Origin of the sequence: Paenibacillus sp. OK076 (assembly GCF_900110055.1) — a bacterium.
GTDB lineage: Bacteria > Bacillota > Bacilli > Paenibacillales > Paenibacillaceae > Paenibacillus.
This window is the reverse complement of the sequence record NZ_FOCH01000004.1, coordinates 418307-436501: the sequence shown is the minus strand read 5'-3', so window position 1 is coordinate 436501 and position 18195 is coordinate 418307. Positions and strand designations below refer to the sequence as shown.

Annotated in this window: 13 protein-coding genes, 1 pseudogene and 1 riboswitch; of the genes and pseudogenes, 3 read left to right on the top strand and 11 right to left on the bottom strand. The window is 47.1% G+C overall.

The genetic code is table 11. From position 1 onward, the window contains the following. Positions 1–630: 630 nt before the first annotated feature. The 5 genes and pseudogenes from BMY78_RS26745 to BMY78_RS32655 form a co-directional block, all read right to left on the bottom strand. A complete protein-coding gene (locus tag BMY78_RS26745) occupies positions 631–1020 on the bottom strand; it encodes a hypothetical protein (protein ID WP_090904339.1) in 390 nt (129 codons plus the stop codon). Positions 1021–1256: 236 nt separating this feature from the next. Beyond that, positions 1257–2633 carry an NCS2 family permease gene (locus BMY78_RS26740; RefSeq protein WP_090904338.1) on the bottom strand — a complete coding sequence of 459 codons (1377 nt, stop codon included), beginning with the start codon at positions 2631–2633 and terminating at the stop codon, positions 1257–1259. A gap of 180 nt (positions 2634–2813) precedes the next feature. Beyond that, positions 2814–2913, bottom strand: a riboswitch (purine riboswitch). Positions 2914–3310: 397 nt separating this feature from the next. Next, complete coding sequence (locus BMY78_RS26735) at positions 3311–3562, bottom strand: hypothetical protein (RefSeq protein ID WP_090904337.1); 252 nt, start codon at positions 3560–3562, stop codon at positions 3311–3313. Between the two features lie 96 nt (positions 3563–3658). Continuing rightward, positions 3659–4699, bottom strand: coding sequence for a leucine-rich repeat domain-containing protein (locus tag BMY78_RS26730; RefSeq protein WP_090904336.1), 1041 nt, complete (start codon positions 4697–4699; stop codon positions 3659–3661). A gap of 50 nt (positions 4700–4749) precedes the next feature. Continuing rightward, positions 4750–4812: pseudogene (locus BMY78_RS32655) on the bottom strand (hypothetical protein); the annotation flags it as partial. Between the two features lie 135 nt (positions 4813–4947). On the opposite strand from BMY78_RS32655, the gene BMY78_RS33660 reads away from it, so the two are divergent. Next, positions 4948–6225 (top strand): flagellin N-terminal helical domain-containing protein, encoded by a 1278-nt coding sequence (locus BMY78_RS33660; RefSeq protein WP_090904335.1) that lies wholly within the window; start codon positions 4948–4950, stop codon positions 6223–6225. A 138-nt stretch (positions 6226–6363) separates the two neighbouring features. Here BMY78_RS33660 and guaA read toward each other — a convergent pair whose 3' ends face one another. The 5 genes from guaA to BMY78_RS26700 all read right to left on the bottom strand — a co-directional run bounded on the left by guaA (position 6364) and on the right by BMY78_RS26700 (position 14155). Then, the gene (gene guaA, locus BMY78_RS26720) at positions 6364–7902 is read right to left on the bottom strand and encodes a glutamine-hydrolyzing GMP synthase (RefSeq protein WP_090904334.1); all 1539 of its coding nucleotides are present in this window, start codon (positions 7900–7902) and stop codon (positions 6364–6366) included. 315 nt (positions 7903–8217) lie between these two features. Next, entirely contained in the window at positions 8218–10581 is a 2364-nt protein-coding gene (locus BMY78_RS26715; RefSeq protein ID WP_090904333.1) for a DUF4129 domain-containing transglutaminase family protein, read from the bottom strand. After that, on the bottom strand, positions 10568–11794 hold the full coding sequence (locus BMY78_RS26710; protein WP_090904332.1) for a DUF58 domain-containing protein: 1227 nt from the start codon (positions 11792–11794) through the stop codon (positions 10568–10570). The genes BMY78_RS26715 and BMY78_RS26710 overlap by 14 nt, the downstream gene beginning before the upstream one ends. Continuing rightward, positions 11791–12780 carry an AAA family ATPase gene (locus tag BMY78_RS26705; RefSeq protein WP_090904331.1) on the bottom strand — a complete coding sequence of 330 codons (990 nt, stop codon included), beginning with the start codon at positions 12778–12780 and terminating at the stop codon, positions 11791–11793. Before BMY78_RS26705 ends, BMY78_RS26710 begins: the two co-directional genes overlap by 4 nt. A 103-nt stretch (positions 12781–12883) precedes the next feature. Then, positions 12884–14155 (bottom strand): polysaccharide deacetylase family protein, encoded by a 1272-nt coding sequence (locus BMY78_RS26700; protein WP_090904330.1) that lies wholly within the window; start codon positions 14153–14155, stop codon positions 12884–12886. Between the two features lie 245 nt (positions 14156–14400). Here BMY78_RS26700 and BMY78_RS26695 point away from each other — a divergent pair, with 245 nt between their 5' ends. Next, the gene (locus BMY78_RS26695) at positions 14401–15045 is read left to right on the top strand and encodes a DedA family protein (protein ID WP_090904329.1); all 645 of its coding nucleotides are present in this window, start codon (positions 14401–14403) and stop codon (positions 15043–15045) included. Positions 15046–15192: 147 nt separating this feature from the next. Here BMY78_RS26695 and BMY78_RS26690 read toward each other — a convergent pair whose 3' ends face one another. Further along, positions 15193–16503, bottom strand: a complete 1311-nt coding sequence (locus tag BMY78_RS26690; protein WP_090904328.1) for an MFS transporter — start codon at positions 16501–16503, stop codon at positions 15193–15195. A gap of 173 nt (positions 16504–16676) precedes the next feature. On the opposite strand from BMY78_RS26690, the gene BMY78_RS26685 reads away from it, so the two are divergent. After that, complete coding sequence (locus BMY78_RS26685; protein ID WP_090904327.1) at positions 16677–18188, top strand: spore germination protein; 1512 nt, start codon at positions 16677–16679, stop codon at positions 18186–18188. The last annotated feature ends 7 nt before the right edge of the window (positions 18189–18195 follow it).

Genomic DNA, 18195 nt, shown 5'->3' with positions numbered 1-18195 from the left:
TGTATTAGGCATGCCGCCAGCGTTCGTCCTGAGCCAGGATCAAACTCTCCAATAAAGTATTGAAAAGAGCGATAAGCTCATTTTGAAACTGACGAGATTAAAAATCTCATTTATTTTGCTTTGAAAGCATACAGCCCGAAGGCTTGTACCGATTTCTCAGCGTCGATCTTGCAAGCAAGATCGTTACTCACTCGTTGTTCAGTTTTCAAAGATCAAACTTGTTTCATTGCCGTGTGTTGTTCACCTCAGCAACTTTTATATCTTATCACATTCGAACCAACTTTGCAAGCTCTTTTTTAAGTTTCTTTCGAAGCTTGGTGTTTCGCTTGCCGCACCGTGTTTCTCGTGTTTTCTTGGCCGGAATTAGAATATACCATGTACAGATTTCGAATGCAAGCTTTATTTTCAACTTTTCCGTGAGCGGTTCTCTTCCTCCCCCCTACTCCTATTATACTCTACACGATACTTCATCCGGCAGCACCAACTATCTTTCTAATCTCTGAGAATAGCAACTCTCTCACATTACACTAGTTTCTATTATATAGTAGAATGTCTTTCAATCGGGTTATATTCAGCTACTATGTAATCCTCATAGTGCTGTTTCCCAAGTTTGCTATTTAAGTATACACATCAGGGTCTGATGATCTCACCATCCGAGCCGCTTACATCAAAGAAACCAACGTTATGCTTCCTTGCCAACTCACGCATCATTATATAGGCGTCCTCCGCAACAGACCACGCGAATGCAGCATAAATCACTTCTTTTCCTAGCGAGTATTCTGTTAATCGATTATCTGTTCCGGCTTCTTCCATCGCTTCAAACACATCGTCGTCTACATTCATGGAAGGAAATATAAGAATGAGTTCTTCGTAAAAACGTTGAAGCTGCTCTGAGCTCACCTTAATGTCTGAATAGGAATGGTCCTCTGACCATTTTGTCTGCTCACCATACCATCTCATAAACGACGTTTTATCAACTGGAGCTTTGGCTGGATCAAAAACCATCAAATCATAACTCATGTATGTTCCCCCTTTATATATAGAAGAAAGTCAATTTCGATCTCCCATAGATCAAGAATATCCCCTACGTAGAACATTTCAAAGAGTCTCCTGTCCCTTCTTTTAGAGCTAACGCTACATATATAAGAAACAAAAAAAAGCGAAAGCCCCGTTAAAGTACAAGGCTTCCGCTTCTTTCATTTGTACAAATAAGAAATACAAGATAAGTATCTGACCCAATTCATTCAGTCAAACCTTTATTCTCCACCGATAAATACATACCGGCATATAACAATGATAGCCAATATCCACATAAGCCAGTGGATCTTCACTTTGCGCTCCGTAACCAGGTTGCTGAATACGGCCAGAATTACATAGGATACAATCCCTGCGGAAATCCCGTTTGCAATTCCTCCAGTGAAAGGCATCAATACGATTGTAAGGAATGCCGGGAAAGCTTGCAGGAAGTCATCCCACTCAATGCTGCGAACCTGATTCATCATCAAGACACCCACGATGATCAATGCCGGAGCTGTTGCAGCGGATGGGACAACCAATGCCAGCGGAGCAATAAACAAAGCCAGGATGAACAGGATACCTGTCGTTACAGAGGTCAGACCTGTACGTCCACCAGCTTCTACGCCAGAGGCACTTTCAACAAATGCGGTAATTGTACTTGTACCCAATGCAGCCCCTGCACTTACACCCACTGCATCGACGAGCATTGCTTTACCAATGGTTTTCTCGCCTTTTTTCTTGTCCTTCATAATCCCCATTCGTGTTGCTGTACCCACCATCGTTCCGAATGTGTCAAACAGCTCCACAAAGGTGAAGATGAAGATGATTTCAAACAATCCAAGGCTAATGGCACCCTTCAAGTCCAGTTGTCCAACCGCCAGATCGCTGAAGTTAGGCAACCAGCTTGCACCCGACAAACCGCTAAGATTCGTAACGCCCATCGGGATACCAATCAACGTTGTAGCAATGATACCGATTAGCAGTGCACCTTTGACGCGCATAACCATCAGTACAGCTATAATGAGCAGGCCAATCAGTGCCAGTAATGCATCATGATGCGTGATGAAATTACCCAAAGACAGGTTAAAACTGCTGCCCGGGATCGGTTGACTCAGATCCGCATCAGGTGCAACATTGACTGTTACAGCGACCAGATTAGCCAGTTTGAAGCCTACAATGGTAATAAAGAGACCAATACCCACTGTAATTGCCATTTTTAATGAGTCTGGAACTGCAACGAGCAGCATTTGACGAATTTTGGTCACTGTCAAAATAATAAACACGATACCCGAGATAAATACGGCTCCGAGAGCTGCCTGCCAGGAAATCGCACCGTTGGAACTCAGAACCACGGTCATGAAGTAAGCGTTCAAACCCATACCTGGTGCAAGGGCGATCGGAATGTTAACGAACAATCCCATAATGATGGTCATCAAACCAGCACCTACAGCTGTTGCAAAAAATACTGCATTGTCCGACATACCGGCTCCGGCCGATCCCAAGAACAACGTGTTTACGAAAAGAATGTACGCCATTGTCATAAAGGTAGTAAGACCCGCAACAATCTCCGTTCTAACGTTCGTTCCGTTTTCTTTTAATTTAAAGAAACGATCCATAATTCACTAATTCCCCCTTAGAGATGTTGAAGCCTGTTGAAAAACGACAAATACCCCTGAAGATGAATGCATCACCCAGGGTTATAGCTGATGAGGAGTGGCACGGTGCCAATTACGGAGAACAAAAAAAATTCTAATGTGCGTGATGTCCTGCCCGACGCAATCATGTAGAATTCATGTGCTCAGCCTTCTCCTCTTCGTAGCCAGATCATTAGGGTGATCTCGTAGAGACTCCCAGGCCAATCCCCGGGATTATACGAAGTAATATGCGCTATTTGTGTGTTTCCAATCACTATTTTAGGAGGGTTACCTCTAGTTTGTCAATGAGAAAAACGAATGTTAATATCACTCATCATATAAATCGTTCGTATTATTTAACAAAATGAACCAGTTCAGCGGTTTACAACCCAAATTAAACTGAAGTTTCCGGTGAGTTTTTCGAGGATATGTCGATCCTGGCAAAGGGTGTTTCCCTCTTCTGCAACAAATCAAAAAGCTACCGCAATCAAAAGTGGATCGCACACTTTGATTGCGGTAGCTTCTTGGGTTACCTTTACCGAGAGAATGATTATGTGATGAGGATCATGTATTTGGATATTCAAAAAGCTTAGGTATAGAGAGCAGGCTGCCACGGTTACTAATTCATTTTTTACATGGTAGGTCCTATGCGGTATATTCTAAATCTCTGTCTGAAGCACGTCCTGTGCCTGCTGTTGTTCCTGACGTGTATTACTAGTCGATCCCTCAGACAACTCCTGATTCTGGGCTTGATCGGAAGACGAATCTGCTGCCTCTAAATTCACAAATGAAGATTCCCCCGCACCAAGAGCCAAGTCCTGCATGCCCGAGCCGCATCCTGCCAGCATCACCATCAGAAACGCACTTCCAATGCCCATCTTCCATTTGCTCATATTGTCGGTTTTACGCATACATTCAATTCTCCTTTCAATTGCCATATAGCCATATTCTGTACTCAGTGTACAAGCCGGACATGAAAACAATATGAAACGAAGTTAAAAAAGGAATTAAATATTTAGCGATTCATCGTTATACCACCATCCGCTCTCATCCCACATGCCTGCTGCCATTATCGCCTGCTTCACTACTTTTTGCTGTTTGGCACTTTTCAAATGAACGATCATTCTTTCCAAGGATGTATGATGAATCAAGGATTCGATATCTTCGGCATTCATATGCTTCATTTGCAGAAGAGCGCGCTCTTTCAGACTTTTGGAAGTCTTTGCCCATTCGACATTCTCCACATTCACATTGTTCAGGAAAACACGCTGTAGTTCAGTCAGATTCTCAAGAGACGGTAGACTAGATATATGTGGCTGGTCCTCTATCCCTAACAAGCGCAACCCCTTTAGTTCAGACAATACGGTAAGATCGGATAAACCCTTCACTCTTAGAAGCTTCAACATTTGCAAGGATTTCATTCCAGCAAGGCTATGCAGATTCTCTGCTCCACCAAAACTGAGATGAAGTTCGCGCAAATCCGTTACATCTTTTAAGTATCCCAATTCCTTTAATGGCATTCCCGAAACATAGAGGGACCGGAGTGAAGACAATGTACCGATCGTTTCGATGTTAGTTGTATGACCATTCACACTCAGCGTTTTAAGCTCAGTAAAGCGGTTAAGTACGGACAAATTGGTTTTCTTTGTTTTGGTTTTACCGATGCGGAGCTGCTGTAAAGTGGCAGGTACAAGTGTTAATGCATCAAGAGATTCCGCTTCAAATACGTCAAATGCAAACTCTTCTAACCTTAGCAATTCACCTAAGCCCTCAATCCCATGAATGCGTCTGTTACAATCAATCACAAGCTTTTCTACATGGTTCATATATTTTAGAACAGACAAGTCGCCAGATTGCGAATGAAAGCCATATATACGAAAAGTAACATCGGGTCTATTTGCAAACAGCTCCTCATTCAATATCTGCATCAAGTCCACACCCGGGATATTGTGCTCGCTGTATTGGACAATCTTTAGATCAGAATTAGACGTAAGTGCAGCAACATCTTCAAGAGTCCATCCAGGGTTGAGTTCAATTCTTTCCTTCATCCGCTATAGTTCCTCCTTACAGAGTGTTCTTCTTCGTAGTATCAATTGCAGATTTTATCCAATACATCCCAAGGGATACGTGCCCAGTCAGCTGTCATACCATCGATGGACGTTTTAAATTTTTCATAAAAAATGCATTTTAAGTTTCATAGCTCATCAACACGGTCAGTCTTGTTTAAGTTTCCATCCTTGTCAGATTAATTTTCTCCACGAAACGTGTATACTAATATTAGGATAGGAGGAGAAATATGAGAATTAACAATAATCTGCCAGCATTAAACGCCAAAAATAGAATTAATAATAATAGTAACGCCAAAAAAACTTCTTTTGAAAGACTTTCGTCCGGTCTACGCATTAGTCGCGCTGCTGATGACGCTGCCGGTCTAGCTATTAGCGAAAGTATGCGTGCTCAGATTAGGGCTTTAGAGCAAGGAGCAAGAAATATCCAAGATGGAATTTCATTAATTCAAACTGCGGAAGGTGCTCTCAATAGCATAACAAGCGGACTTCAAAGAATCAGAGAACTACTTGTTCAAAGGGAAAATGATACATACACCTATAGTGATAAAGAAACAATTAATCAAGAAATTACACACAACCTCCGAAATATAGAGGATATAACAAACAACACACAATTCAATGGAATCTACCTTTTGAACGGGTCACTTACTAATGCTGCTGTCCATACAGGTACTGACACAATTCCGCTAAGCATTAATGACATGCATCTGGACCTATATTATAGGGAGAATTTTAACGATCAAAATAGGTTTTCACAATGGCATCCTGCGCAAGGTGCCTGGACAGTCCAGAACGGATTATTGACACAGTCCACTGAAGGCGTTGGTGACAAAACGATTCTCTCGGAAGTAATTCAAGGTAACGATATGACCATCACGGTCAATGGAAAATTCATGACGACACATCCAGATGGAAATATTGGCATAATTATTAAAGGAGACGACTTTAACAACCAAGTTTTTGGTTGGTATAGCCAGTACGGTGGATTATATATTGGAGAACGCGTAAATGGATCATATCGATTAATTACCTCCATAGTAGTGGATCCTGCCCAATTGGATCAGAACTATGAACTTACCGGAACTGTTGTAGGCAATTATTATACATTTTCTGTTACGGGTGTAGGAAAGATCGAAGGCTATTCCGCCAATACATCCATGCTTGAAGGCTACACCGGATTGTTCACCGCATTTTCGGAAGCAAGTTTTGATGATTATGAAGTCATTCCTCATATCACAGTAACAGATATCAAAACGGCTTTAGATAAAGTCACAGGGGAGCGTGCAAAATTAGGCGCCTATCAAAATCGACTAGAGTACGCCTATAACAACACATCCAACTATTCTGAGAACCTTACAGCATCCGAGTCACGAATCAGGGACACTGACATATCCAAAGAAATGATAAAGATATCTACACTGAGTATTCTAACCGATGCCTCTCAAGCCATACTTGCTCAAGCAAACAGTCACCCCCAACGAATACTGGAGTTACTTCGGAACTAGGGTTGATTAATTCATATAACCAATATAAAAAGCTCATTCTTGATAACAATTTATCAAGAATGAGCTTTTTATTTAAAAATCCAAGGGTTCCAACCATATCAGGGCTTCTAAGCAATGAAGTCCACTAATATTTCACACCTATTCCCACTCAATCGTTGCTGGTGGTTTGGAAGTTACGTCATACACGATACGGTTTACGTTATCCACTTCGTTAACGATCCGCACGGAGATTTTCTCCAATACATCCCAAGGGATACGTGCCCAGTCAGCTGTCATACCATCGATGGACGTTACTGCACGAATACCTACAGTGTAGGAATACGTACGCGCGTCACCCATAACGCCAACACTCTTCATGTTCGGCAGGGCTGTGAAGTACTGCCAGATTTCGCGGTCGAGACCGGCTTTGGCAATCTCTTCGCGCAGGATGTAGTCTGAATCACGAACAATTTTGAGTTTCTCTTCAGTAACCTCACCCAGAACACGGATCGCAAGACCCGGACCCGGGAATGGCTGACGGTGTACAATTTCGTCCGGCAGGCCGCACTCTGTACCCACTTTGCGCACCTCATCCTTGAACAGGGTGTTCAGTGGTTCGATCAGCTTGAAGTTCATGTCTTCAGGCAGACCTCCTACGTTATGGTGGGATTTGATCGTCTGTGCAGTCGCTGTGCCACTTTCCACGATATCCGTGTATAGTGTACCTTGCGCCAGGAATGCAAAATCATCAAACTGCTTGGACTCTTCATCAAATACGTAAATAAACTCGTTACCGATAATTTTACGTTTTTGTTCCGGATCATCCACACCAGCCAGTTTGGACATGAAACGCTCCTGCGCATCAATTTTAACTACTTTCATGTCGAATTTGCCGACGAACGTCTCCATTACGCTCTCCGCTTCGCCTTTGCGCAGCAGACCATGGTCGATAAACATACATGTCAGTTGGTCACCGATAGCTTTGTGCAGCAATGCAGCAACAACGGAAGAATCCACACCGCCGCTAAGTGCGCACAATACTTTACCGTCGCCCACTTTTTCACGAATATCCTTGATCGTGTCTTCAATGAACGTCTCCATCGTCCAGTTGCCTTCGCAACCACAGATTTCGAACAGGAAGTTTTTGATCATTTCATTACCGCGAACAGAGTGGCGTACTTCTGGATGGAACTGAACAGCATACAATTTGCGCTCGTCGTCGCTCATCGCTGCGATTGGCGCACTTTCCGTGCCTGCATCCAGTTTGAAGCCCGGAGGAAGAGTAACCACGTGGTCACCATGACTCATCCATACGGTATGTTCACCTTCAATGCCTTTTGCCAGTGTAGCGCCTGCTGCAAACTCAAGGTCTGCTTTTCCGTACTCACGCTTCTCAGAACGCTCCACTTTACCATCAAGCTGCTGCGCCATGAGCTGCATACCGTAACAAATTCCGAAGATTGGCAATCCCAGATCATAAACGGCCGGATCTACGTGTGGTGCATTTTCTGCGTAAACGCTAGATGGTCCACCCGAGAACACGATTCCCTTTGGTGATAATTCTGCGATTTTCTCCGCCGGTGTGTTATACGGCAAAAGCTCGCTGTATACGCCCAAATCCCGGATTCTTCTGGCGATTAATTGGTTGTATTGGCCCCCAAAGTCAAGGACAACCACTATTTCATTTTGCTTATTCATTACCGAGCCTCCCTCAATTAATGAAACTAATTATACGCAACGACAAAACATACCGTCAAGGAAAGGCGAAACTCCTTTTTTCGACATCTCAAAACTTGGCATATTCAACGCCTGAGATTACAGTAATTGGTCGAATATTCCTGCCTTCATTCTATACATTTGCCGATCGGAAATATAAGAAAAGGGTTGATGTTCTATTTTATCAATAAAAGATATCTTCCGCATGAAGTTCACGGTGTATGATCGCGGAAAGACGCCTCGTTCGCTTTATGGGGCGAGAAAGGCGTCTATGTTATTGCTGCGCTGTACTGCGTGTTACAGCGCCTGCAGGCGCCGGGCCAGTTGAAGTGCCCGGCGCAGGAAGTCCAGACTGTCCGCGCGAAGCGGACGGTCCGGCCCGTACAGCAGCCGTTCCCAGTCGGCTGCGAACCGCGCGATGTCCGCGCCGTCCGCGCCTGCGGCCACGGCGGGTGACGCTGCATATTCACGCAGCGTCATTCCCGGGGGCCGCGGGCCGTAGCGGCGCGCGAGCGCGGCCCAGACCGGAGCGGCGGCGCTTAGCAGCCGTTCGCGGTCTGGAAAGCTGCTGCGCGGCCACGCCAGCAGCAGCCTTAGCCGCAGCGCGGGGCGAAGCCGCCGCATGCGGATGGCCCCAGCGGCGCATAGCAGCGCCGCTGCCGCAAGGGCTGCCGCGAGCCAAGGGTGCGCGGCAATGGCCCGTGCGCGGGCGAGCAGCCATGCGCCCGCGTGAGCCACCCCGCCGTCCGTCTGCGGCGGGGTTACGGCAATGGGCTGCTGCCCGCTGAGCGCAGCGGCATCTTGGCCTTCACCCTGCGTCATGGTGAAGCCTGGCGTAGCCTCGAACGGCATCCAGCCCGCGCCGGGGAAATACACTTCGACCCAGGAGTGTGCATCTCCCTGGGTCACAATGTATTGCCCGGAAACGTCCGCATCGGCTTCCCCGGGTCCGAACCCCTTAACCCAGCGTGCCGGAATGCCCTCTGCACGCAACAGCACAATCATAGCTGTCGAGAAATGATTGCAATACCCCTGCCGTGTAACGAATAGAAAATCGTCCACAAAATCCGTTCCGCGTGGTGGCATACGGGTATCCAGTGTATATTCGGCGTGGTCCACAAGGTACGACTTTACGGCTTGCACGGCATCATAACGGGTCTCACTTCCCTGAATGATTTCCTTGGCAAGAGCCTGCACGCGTCCGGGAAGCGTAGTGGGTAGCTGCAGATACGTTCTGCGAATTGCCGCCGGATCCTTCATGTTGGACTTCTTCCCTAGAAGGCGTAATTGTTCAGGTGTTGCCACGGGAATCATGACATCTGCCGTATAACTTTTGACCGTTTGATTGTCATAAGTAGCCGCGAGCCATAATGTGGCGGAATCTTCATTTGATAGCAGTAAACGTTTGTTTTTCTGAGTATCCCTATTCTTATCCTGAAACGACAGATTGAGTGGCATTCCACCTGTGAAGAGGGGATTGGGCCCTCTCCACTCTCGCTTCATCGTCACCGTTTGACGAATACGTTGCCAATAGGCCGGGTACTCCCAACCATCGGCACGCACCAATCCGGATGGACTTGCCGTCTCAAAGCTCTGCACAGGATCACTCCAGGTACTTCCGTTATAATATGAACGGGTCTCGCCCCGCCAATACGTAGCTTCCGGACTTATCGCCGTAAAAAAGATCGTGTCTCCCTGCACCAAAGGTGCGCCCATTGGTGCATCCGCTGTACTATATCCTGTGACGGCGGTTGCGGCAGGAATGCTTCCGTGCTGTGTATAGCCTGCCCAGCGGGCCAGCCGCTCACCCATCTGCTCAAGGGATATACGTTCCGGTGGAGGAATGGAAGCAAGCTGCCCAGGGATCGCTGAGAAAAGTACCATACCTGCCGATACCGCGAGCGTTACCGTACACCAACGGCCATAAGGACTCTGCTTAAAGATCGGTGTGGTGACCCCGCCATTAAGGCGAAGCAACTGTAGCATGGCCTGCATGAGTAAAATCCACAGCACAGAACGTATCACCGAAGCATATACATCGAGCCCGGCAAAAGATTCAAGCAGCAGCAAATAGACCAATGTTGCACTGCCAAACAGCATCACACTTCGTCGCAGCAGTACAAGGGACTGCACGGAAGCCATCAGCATGCTCCAACCGCACATCATGAGCAGACCTCTTGTCTCCACACTAATCGAGTGAAAACGCCACGTACTCATGAAACTGCCCATATCGGCAGAAAGAGTGGTCGGATATGCAGCAGCCCATCCAACAAGGTCATTGCCTCCATACATGCAGCATAATGCGGCTAGAGCAAAGAAGATTCTGATCAGTATTCCCGTGATCCAGCCGGTACGAAGCAAACCCGCGAGCAGCAAGGCCCCCGTTAATCCTGCCATCACGGACAAGAATCGTTCACTGCCCTGCTGACCCGTTGACGTAACCGGATATATCCACTCCAGGGACAATATAAGCAAAATGGCAGAAAGACCGATTCTGTAAAGGAGAGGCTCCGAACTGTGGCCATGGCTCTTCAAATCTACTCCAGATGTTCTGGTTTCCGCTTTATATATGGAATGCACAGACTCTAATCCGAAACTGGCGGTACGCCCCCTGTCAGCCACAGTGGAATTCGCTTGAGGGTTTTCATTATGCTCCCACATCCGTTACCTCCACCTTTCTCATTGAAGGTAATGCGCTGTCTGTGATCCAATGGATCTGTACTCCACTTTGACGAAGCTGTTCCAGAGTTGCATTGCCCATGTCACGAATGGTTTGATCCGTTAACTGAACCTCTACCTTGTATCCCAAACGGATTGCACATATTACCCACTCCACCAATGCGTCATCCATTTTGCCAGTGAGAATCACTATTCGTGACCCCAGTGCCATTCTATCCAACATCTCTGTGCGAAGCGACGGAGATGCAGCTTGAGCCGTAGCAATTCGTGCCTGCGCCAGCTTATCCAACGCATGGTTTTCAGGCGAGTGCAGGAGTTCCTGTTTCCATTTCTCCTGAGGAGCAGATCCCGACCCACCGCCTTCCGTCCACAGATGATAAGGAATGTTATCCCGTTCAGCAGTATGAATCCAGCGAGCAGCTGCACGGACCGCACGTTCAAAAGCAGGCGTATCCCTCTTCTCTGACTGCGGTACTTCATAACCGGATGCACCTTCATACACCAGTATACCCAGGGAGACAGAATCGGAGGTTTCAGGCAAAAAAGTCTGAAGCTTACCCGTTTTGGCTGTACTTTTCCAATGAACACGTCCCAGCGGGTCTCCTTGCTGATATTCCCGGAACTCAGGGCTGCGATTTCCCTGACTGCTTCTCCGCTCAGACAGCGTATCTTCACCCATTGCCGAGTATTCTCCGTGATCATTCCCGCCCCAGTCCGCTGCCTGAGGAACAACAATGAGCGGGGTATGATTCACCGTTTCTGCGGAGACCGTATTCCACCCGAAAACATCACCCCAGTGCAATCTGCCTGACTCCCATCTGTATACGCCTCTGCGCAAACCCGATAATTCATATTGATACGTAAACTGGCGACGGGTTCCCGGAAATAGTAATTTACGATGTACGCCAGCAGGCGTATTCTCACACAAAATCATCCATAACAGTGGTATCGAACAGTCGAATTTCAGCTCCACTGCCACGAGCGTTCTTTCGCCTGCCACAACCCGATTCGCATGCATTTGCCGGCGAATGTGAATATTGCGCGGACCGAACACATGGATAATCAGCGCACTTGCGAGCATCAAGGCCGCCATAATGGACAGAAATAGCGCGGCTTTGCCGCCATGCCATACATACAACGAGGCAAAAGCCACAACCAGGACAGCACCCAACATCCGTTGACCGAGCGCAGTCATTGACGCCGTCCCCTTCCCTGTGCCGCCATCTGTACAGGTACAGGGACCGATGACAGAGCTTCTTGAATCACCTGCGCCTGTGCCCAGATTTCCGCTCTGTTCTGGGCTTTTAATTGAACGCGATGGGAAAGGACAGGTACAGCCATCTCTTTCACATCATCGGGAATGACATAACTGCGTCCTTGGAGGTAAGCAAATGATTGTGCAGCAGCCATCCAGGCCAATGTCCCACGCGGACTGATTCCCAGTCTTACCGCCGGGTGACTTCTGGAGGCAACGGCAACAGCAACCAGATACTGTTTGACGACAGGGTCCACATGTACATGTTTTACTTCACGCTGCATGGCTACCACTTCTTCAGCCAGCATGACTGGACGAAGTTCATCAAGCAGTTCTCTGCTTTGCATCCGGGTTAACAGTTCGACTTCCTGCTCCGGATCAGGGTACCCCAGTCCGATCTTCATGATAAAACGATCCAGCTGCGCTTCAGGCAGACGATAGGTGCCCTCAAACTGCAACGGATTCTGCGTCGCCAGCAAAAAGAATGGGCGCGGCAAAGCATAGGTTGTGCCATCCACCGTAATGCGTCGTTCCTCCATCGCTTCCAGAAGTGCCGACTGGGTACGGGGGGAAGCGCGATTGATTTCATCAGCCAGAACAATATTGGACATGACCGGTCCTGGCCGAAACGTGAATTCTCCCGTATGCGGATGATACATCGATGTGCCCGTCACATCTGCCGGCATCACGTCCGACGTGAACTGAATTCGTCCCATGGAGCAATCCAGCGCAGAAGCGACGGCGCGAACCAGCATCGTTTTGCCAGTACCCGGAACATCTTCCAGAAGTACATGACCTCCACTAAGCATGGCAGTTAACACATAACGAATCTCTTGTTTTTTGCCAATGATTACACTCTCAACTCGCTTCATAACTCTATTCAGCAATTCTACGGCATGTTCATGTTCCATTCGGATATAAGACATTTCTCCTGATCTCCTTCCATCCATCGGCATTCCTGAACCATACTAATCTATGATTCAGTGTTGCCCGGAAGTAGAGAGAATAGTCCTGCACGAACGACTTTATTCAGATCAATTTATCCAAATACATGCTGTTCGCTGCTGCCAGAGGAACGCTGGCTTTAACCATCCATTCTTTTTCATTCGCCTTTAGGGAATCTATGGTTACTCCCATATGCTCCATCAATTCCCGCAGCGGAACCCAGATCGTTCCTCCCTGGCTCTGCACGATCCCCTCCGTCGTCCTGTCATTCATCTGGTCTGCACGCTTCGTTGTCAGTTCTCCGCGGATGCTGTCTGCATGGATGGTTCGGTCTTTCCATATGGCTGTAGCTGTTCGGGTCTCTGCATTCCAGCGAGCGCTGCCACCGAACTTTTTCATAAAGGTCCGCAAAGGCACCATGATCCGCTGATCTTCCACGCGAAACTCTCCTTGCTTCAACGTCGCTGCTGCCAAGCCAATTTCCACCTTCAGTTCCTTGCCAGCCAACCACAGGTTGCTGTTCTCCTGTACATTTTCAGCGATCCATTCCTTACCCGGGGCTTCGCGAGACTTGTATTTACCATTGGAATTGATACGGAATTGAACAGGCTCATCCGAGGCCTTCATCGTGTCAAAACGAAAACCCTGATCACGGTAATACTTGATAATGCCAGGTAGTGCTTTTACCGTCTCGGCATGAGCGCCTCCATCATGCATCAGTACAATGACCGAACTTGCCCCGGCAGGCACCTTGGTTGCATTGTGTAAGATTTCTTTAGCCGGAACACCCTTCCGTTTGGAATCACCACTATCTACGTTCCAGTCCATAACGGTGTACCCGCCCAATTTCAGCAGATCAAAATAACTTTGGTCAAAATGTCCGTAGGTACCGCCCGGTGCCCGGACCATATTTGGCCGAAATCCGGTAATTCGCTCCACTACCGCCTCTGTCTGTTTGATCTGCTTCCAGAACACTTTGAAATCACTGTATAGCTGTTCATAATTATGATTAAACGTATGATTGCCCAAAGCATGTCCATCTTCTACAACCGCACGGATCATCTCAGGATAACGTTCTGCCTGCTCACCAAGCACAAAAAATGTGGCTAAAACCTGCTCCTTGCGCAAAATATCCAATACTTCACGGGTATGCTTACCCGGTCCGTCGTCAAAACTCAAATAGACTACCTTGTCTTGAGTATTCTCTTCTTTGAAGGCGGGTGCATCAGAGCCCGATACAGAGGAAGCGTAAGTTGTTGTGCCTGCAGATGCAGCGAATACACACAGCAGTACCACAATGCGAAGGATTAGCACAGACCATTTTCCAGATAATAATGTATGTATTGGCGTTACCATGTACGAATCGACCTCCAACGTCTCTAGTGAATTTGCTGATAGACTTCAGCAGATTTGTTAGAATTATATGGAGGATGCGCTGAAAAAAGACGCGATTTTGTTTTATAATTTTTCACAATTTGGGATGGCTCGTGATTGATTCTTCGCTTCGGATTAGGTAGCATAATGGACAGGTAGGATCGTGAACAAAACGCCTTGGAGAGTACGTATCTCCTCCCACCCTGTCTGCAGGAGAGTGAAGTCTATTGGAATTGCTTGAAAAGGTCCAGCATCTGTTTGGATCCTACGGATACAGCGTTTTGTTTTTTGGCTTATTGCTGGAATTCATCGCCCTTCCCTTCCCGGGAGAAACAACTATGGCCTATGCAGGGTTTCTGTCCTACAAGGGACATCTGGACTTCGGAATTCTGGCCATCCTTGCTTTTCTGGGAACGACGATTGGCATGACGATCACTTATTTTATTGGGGCCAAAGCAGGTCTGCCGTTCATTACACGATATGGAAAATGGTTTCTGATGAAACAGGACAAGCTGGATAAAACGCAAAAGTGGTTTGCCAAGTACGGCAATGCCCTGATCTTCATCGGTTATTTCATTCCGGGAGTGAGACATTTCACCGGATATTTCGCGGGTATAGCCGCTGTTCCCTTTCGTAAATTCGCTCTCTATGCCTATTCAGGCGCCCTGTTCTGGGTGTTGTTGTTCCTGGGTATTGGCAAAATATTCGGACCCCAATGGAACGCGGTGTTCCATCTTGCCCATCAATATACAGCTTACATCGTGGCGGGAATCGGACTGCTGCTGATTGCAGCCGTACTGTACCGTTATCGAAAAGCGTGGGCAGCCCGATCGTTGCGCAAACCTGCCGCCATTCGGCAAAGACAAAAATAAACAATAATTACTCACATACGATCGATGATATTAGTGGTTGATTTCAGACACATCTAGCGCAGAGGTTTTCCTGCCCTATTAGATGTGGGATCTCCGGGTTAACCTCTCTATTATTAATAAGGAGCTGCATATTGCGGCTCCTTTTTTTCATGTTTTTTTGGTTATACGTCTAATCCTAAAAGCCTCACGCGCCCTTAGCCATCCATAAGTTGTAAGCAAAACAGCAATACCCGCAAAACCCAAACCACCTGCAAAACCAAGATTCCGTGGCTCCACGACTTCCAATAACAAACCTGCACCAAACATGGATAACCCCAGCATGCTGCTACTGCAAGCCGTTACCAAACCATAGATAAGCCCTCGGTATTTCTCTGGAGTCTCACGCATCAGCAGTGTATCCAGACAAGCATTGCCTACTCCCGACATAAGGGCCAGCAGAATATAGATCAGAACTGCGATCACTGGCAGAGTCGCCATACTAAGCAGCATAAGCAATCCACCTTCCACAAGCAGACATATTACTACTCCCGGAAGCAGCCAATGCTGAAAATAACGAGAGCACCAGTTGCTTAATACCAGCCCCGTCCCAAGCGCCGCATAGAACAGACCTACACCCCAATCCCCAAGGGCAAACACTTCAATTGCATATACGCTGATCAACACATTATCAATCCCGTTAATGACTGGTACCCATAACTCAAACAGGATGATGATCTGTAATGCTACAGACGATCGAACCAGCCGCCATATCACCGAAGGAACATGAACTGCACCATTGGCACGAGTAATCACTGAAGGATTTCCAGAAGCTGCAGCGGATGTTTTCTCCACATGTTCAAGTGACATCCCATTTGATTCAGTACTCATTCCGGATGGAAACGAGACTTTACGGATCATAACAGCTGCCACCAGGAAACACAGCGCATTGGTTATAAATGCAGCCTGCGGTCCCAGCACGGATGAGGTGATCCCCCCAAGGAAGGCACCCACGATCAGCACCGTACCGTTCATTACCTGTTCAAGTCCGTTAATTTTGAGCAAATGTTCCGGCTGAACAAGCAGTGGTATGCCTGATTTGCGGACCGGCGCATAGAGAGCCTCAGCACAGGCTAATAAAGTACTCGCTGTATATAGAATCCACAGATCATTTGCACTATTTACGAGTAAATAACTCAGAGCAAATGGCACCCTTATCAGATTGGTAAGCAGCATAATCTTTCGCCGTGAGAAGCGCATCGTTAACATACCTCCTGCCGGGGCAAGCAGCAGAAATGGAAGCACACGCAGACCAAGGGCAAGCCCTACGGCAAGTCCAGATCCTGTTGTGCTGAGAATTAGCGAAAGCATCGCGACCTGACAGAAACGGTCACCTATGCCGTTCACTAAGCCCGCAACAAAGAACTTGCGGTACTCCGATTCTTTTTGTAGTAGAACCAGAATGGAAGATCTATACCACATGACAAATCCTCTTCTCTAATATTAGATATAAATCTAATTAGATATTATTCTAATTTATAAGGATTGACAATGTTCTTTTTTTATTTTGTGCGATTCAATAACACTTTTGTGATAATCCTGATTCATCCAGGTCATACTAATTTGCAAATATAGGGTGTATAAGGGGTGAAGGAATGAGTACAGCATCGCAGAGCAGTCAGGATCAGAAAATATCTCCGAATCTTACGGAAAATATAGATTACTGCAACCAAGTGATGGGGAATAGCAAAGACTTGATGGTTCGTCCACTGCAATGCCTGCACAAATGGCCTTCTGTCATGTTGTACATCGATGGAATGGTGGATGTGCAGATTATTAATCATTCCATCCTTGAATCCTTGTTACAAACCCGTGAACTGCCTGACTTTTCGGAGGATAACGAGCATCTGATTTATCTCCAGAATGACGTGCTGGCAGCCAGCAATGTGATATTAATCAACGAAATGAAAGACATTCTTGATGCCCTTCTGGCGGGCTTTGCCGTAGTGCTCCTAGAAGGTTCCAATCAGGGCCTAAAAATTGCAGCAGCAGGCTGGGAAGACCGCGCCGTCGGTGAACCGATTTCCCAAACGGTTGTTCGCGGTCCCATGGAGGGATTTAATGAAAATTTGCGTACGAATACAGGCTTGATCCGCAAACGAATTCGAGACCCTCATCTCTGGATTGAGGAAAGGGAGATTGGCCGAGTCACGAACACCAGGATAGCCGTTGTATATCTGGAGCATATCGTCGATCAAGAGGTTGTAAAAGAACTGCGGCGCAGACTTGATGAGATTGACATTGACGCTATTCTGGAAAGCGGATATATCGAGGAACTCGTGCAGGACAAAACAGGTACAATCTTCCCTACGGTCTATAACAGTGAGCGACCAGACACCGTATGTGCTGCACTGCTTGAAGGACGAGTAGCAATCATTATAGACGGCACGCCTTTCGTATTGCTTGTCCCAGCCTTGTTTGTACATTTTTTTCAGTCTCCCGAAGATTACTACCAACGTGCCGATATCAGCTCATTGATTCGATTGATTCGTTATCTGGCCTTCTTTATCGCGCTGCTCGCTCCATCCTTCTATATTGCCATCACTACCTTTCACCAGGAGATGCTGCCTACCAACTTGCTTATTAGTCTGGCAGCTCAGCGTGAGGGGGTTCCATTCCCCGCATTCATTGAGGCTATCTTAATGGAGCTGACCTATGAAATTTTGCGGGAGGCGGGTATCCGGATTCCGAAGACCGTCGGTCAGGCCGTTTCCATTGTAGGAACCCTTGTTATTGGTCAAGCCGCAGTAGACGCAGGCGTTGTATCGGCTGCCATGGTAATTATCGTATCCATTACAGCGATATCCAGTTATGTTATTCCGGAAAATGGCCTCTCCATTTCTGTACGGATTCTACGTTTTGTCCTGATGATTCTGGCTGCTGCCTTTGGTTTCTATGGCATTCTGATGGTTCTGCTGATTACGGTAACCCATCTATGCAGTTTAAGATCTTTTGGGGTGTCTTACATGTCCCCGTTCGCGCCTTACATCGGTAAAGATCTCAAAGATACCATTTTCCGCGTGCCTTGGACCCGGATGAAAACCCGTCCGATCTCTACCGGAACTCCGAACGAAACTAGACAAGCGAACAAAAAAACGAAGCGATAATCGGTAA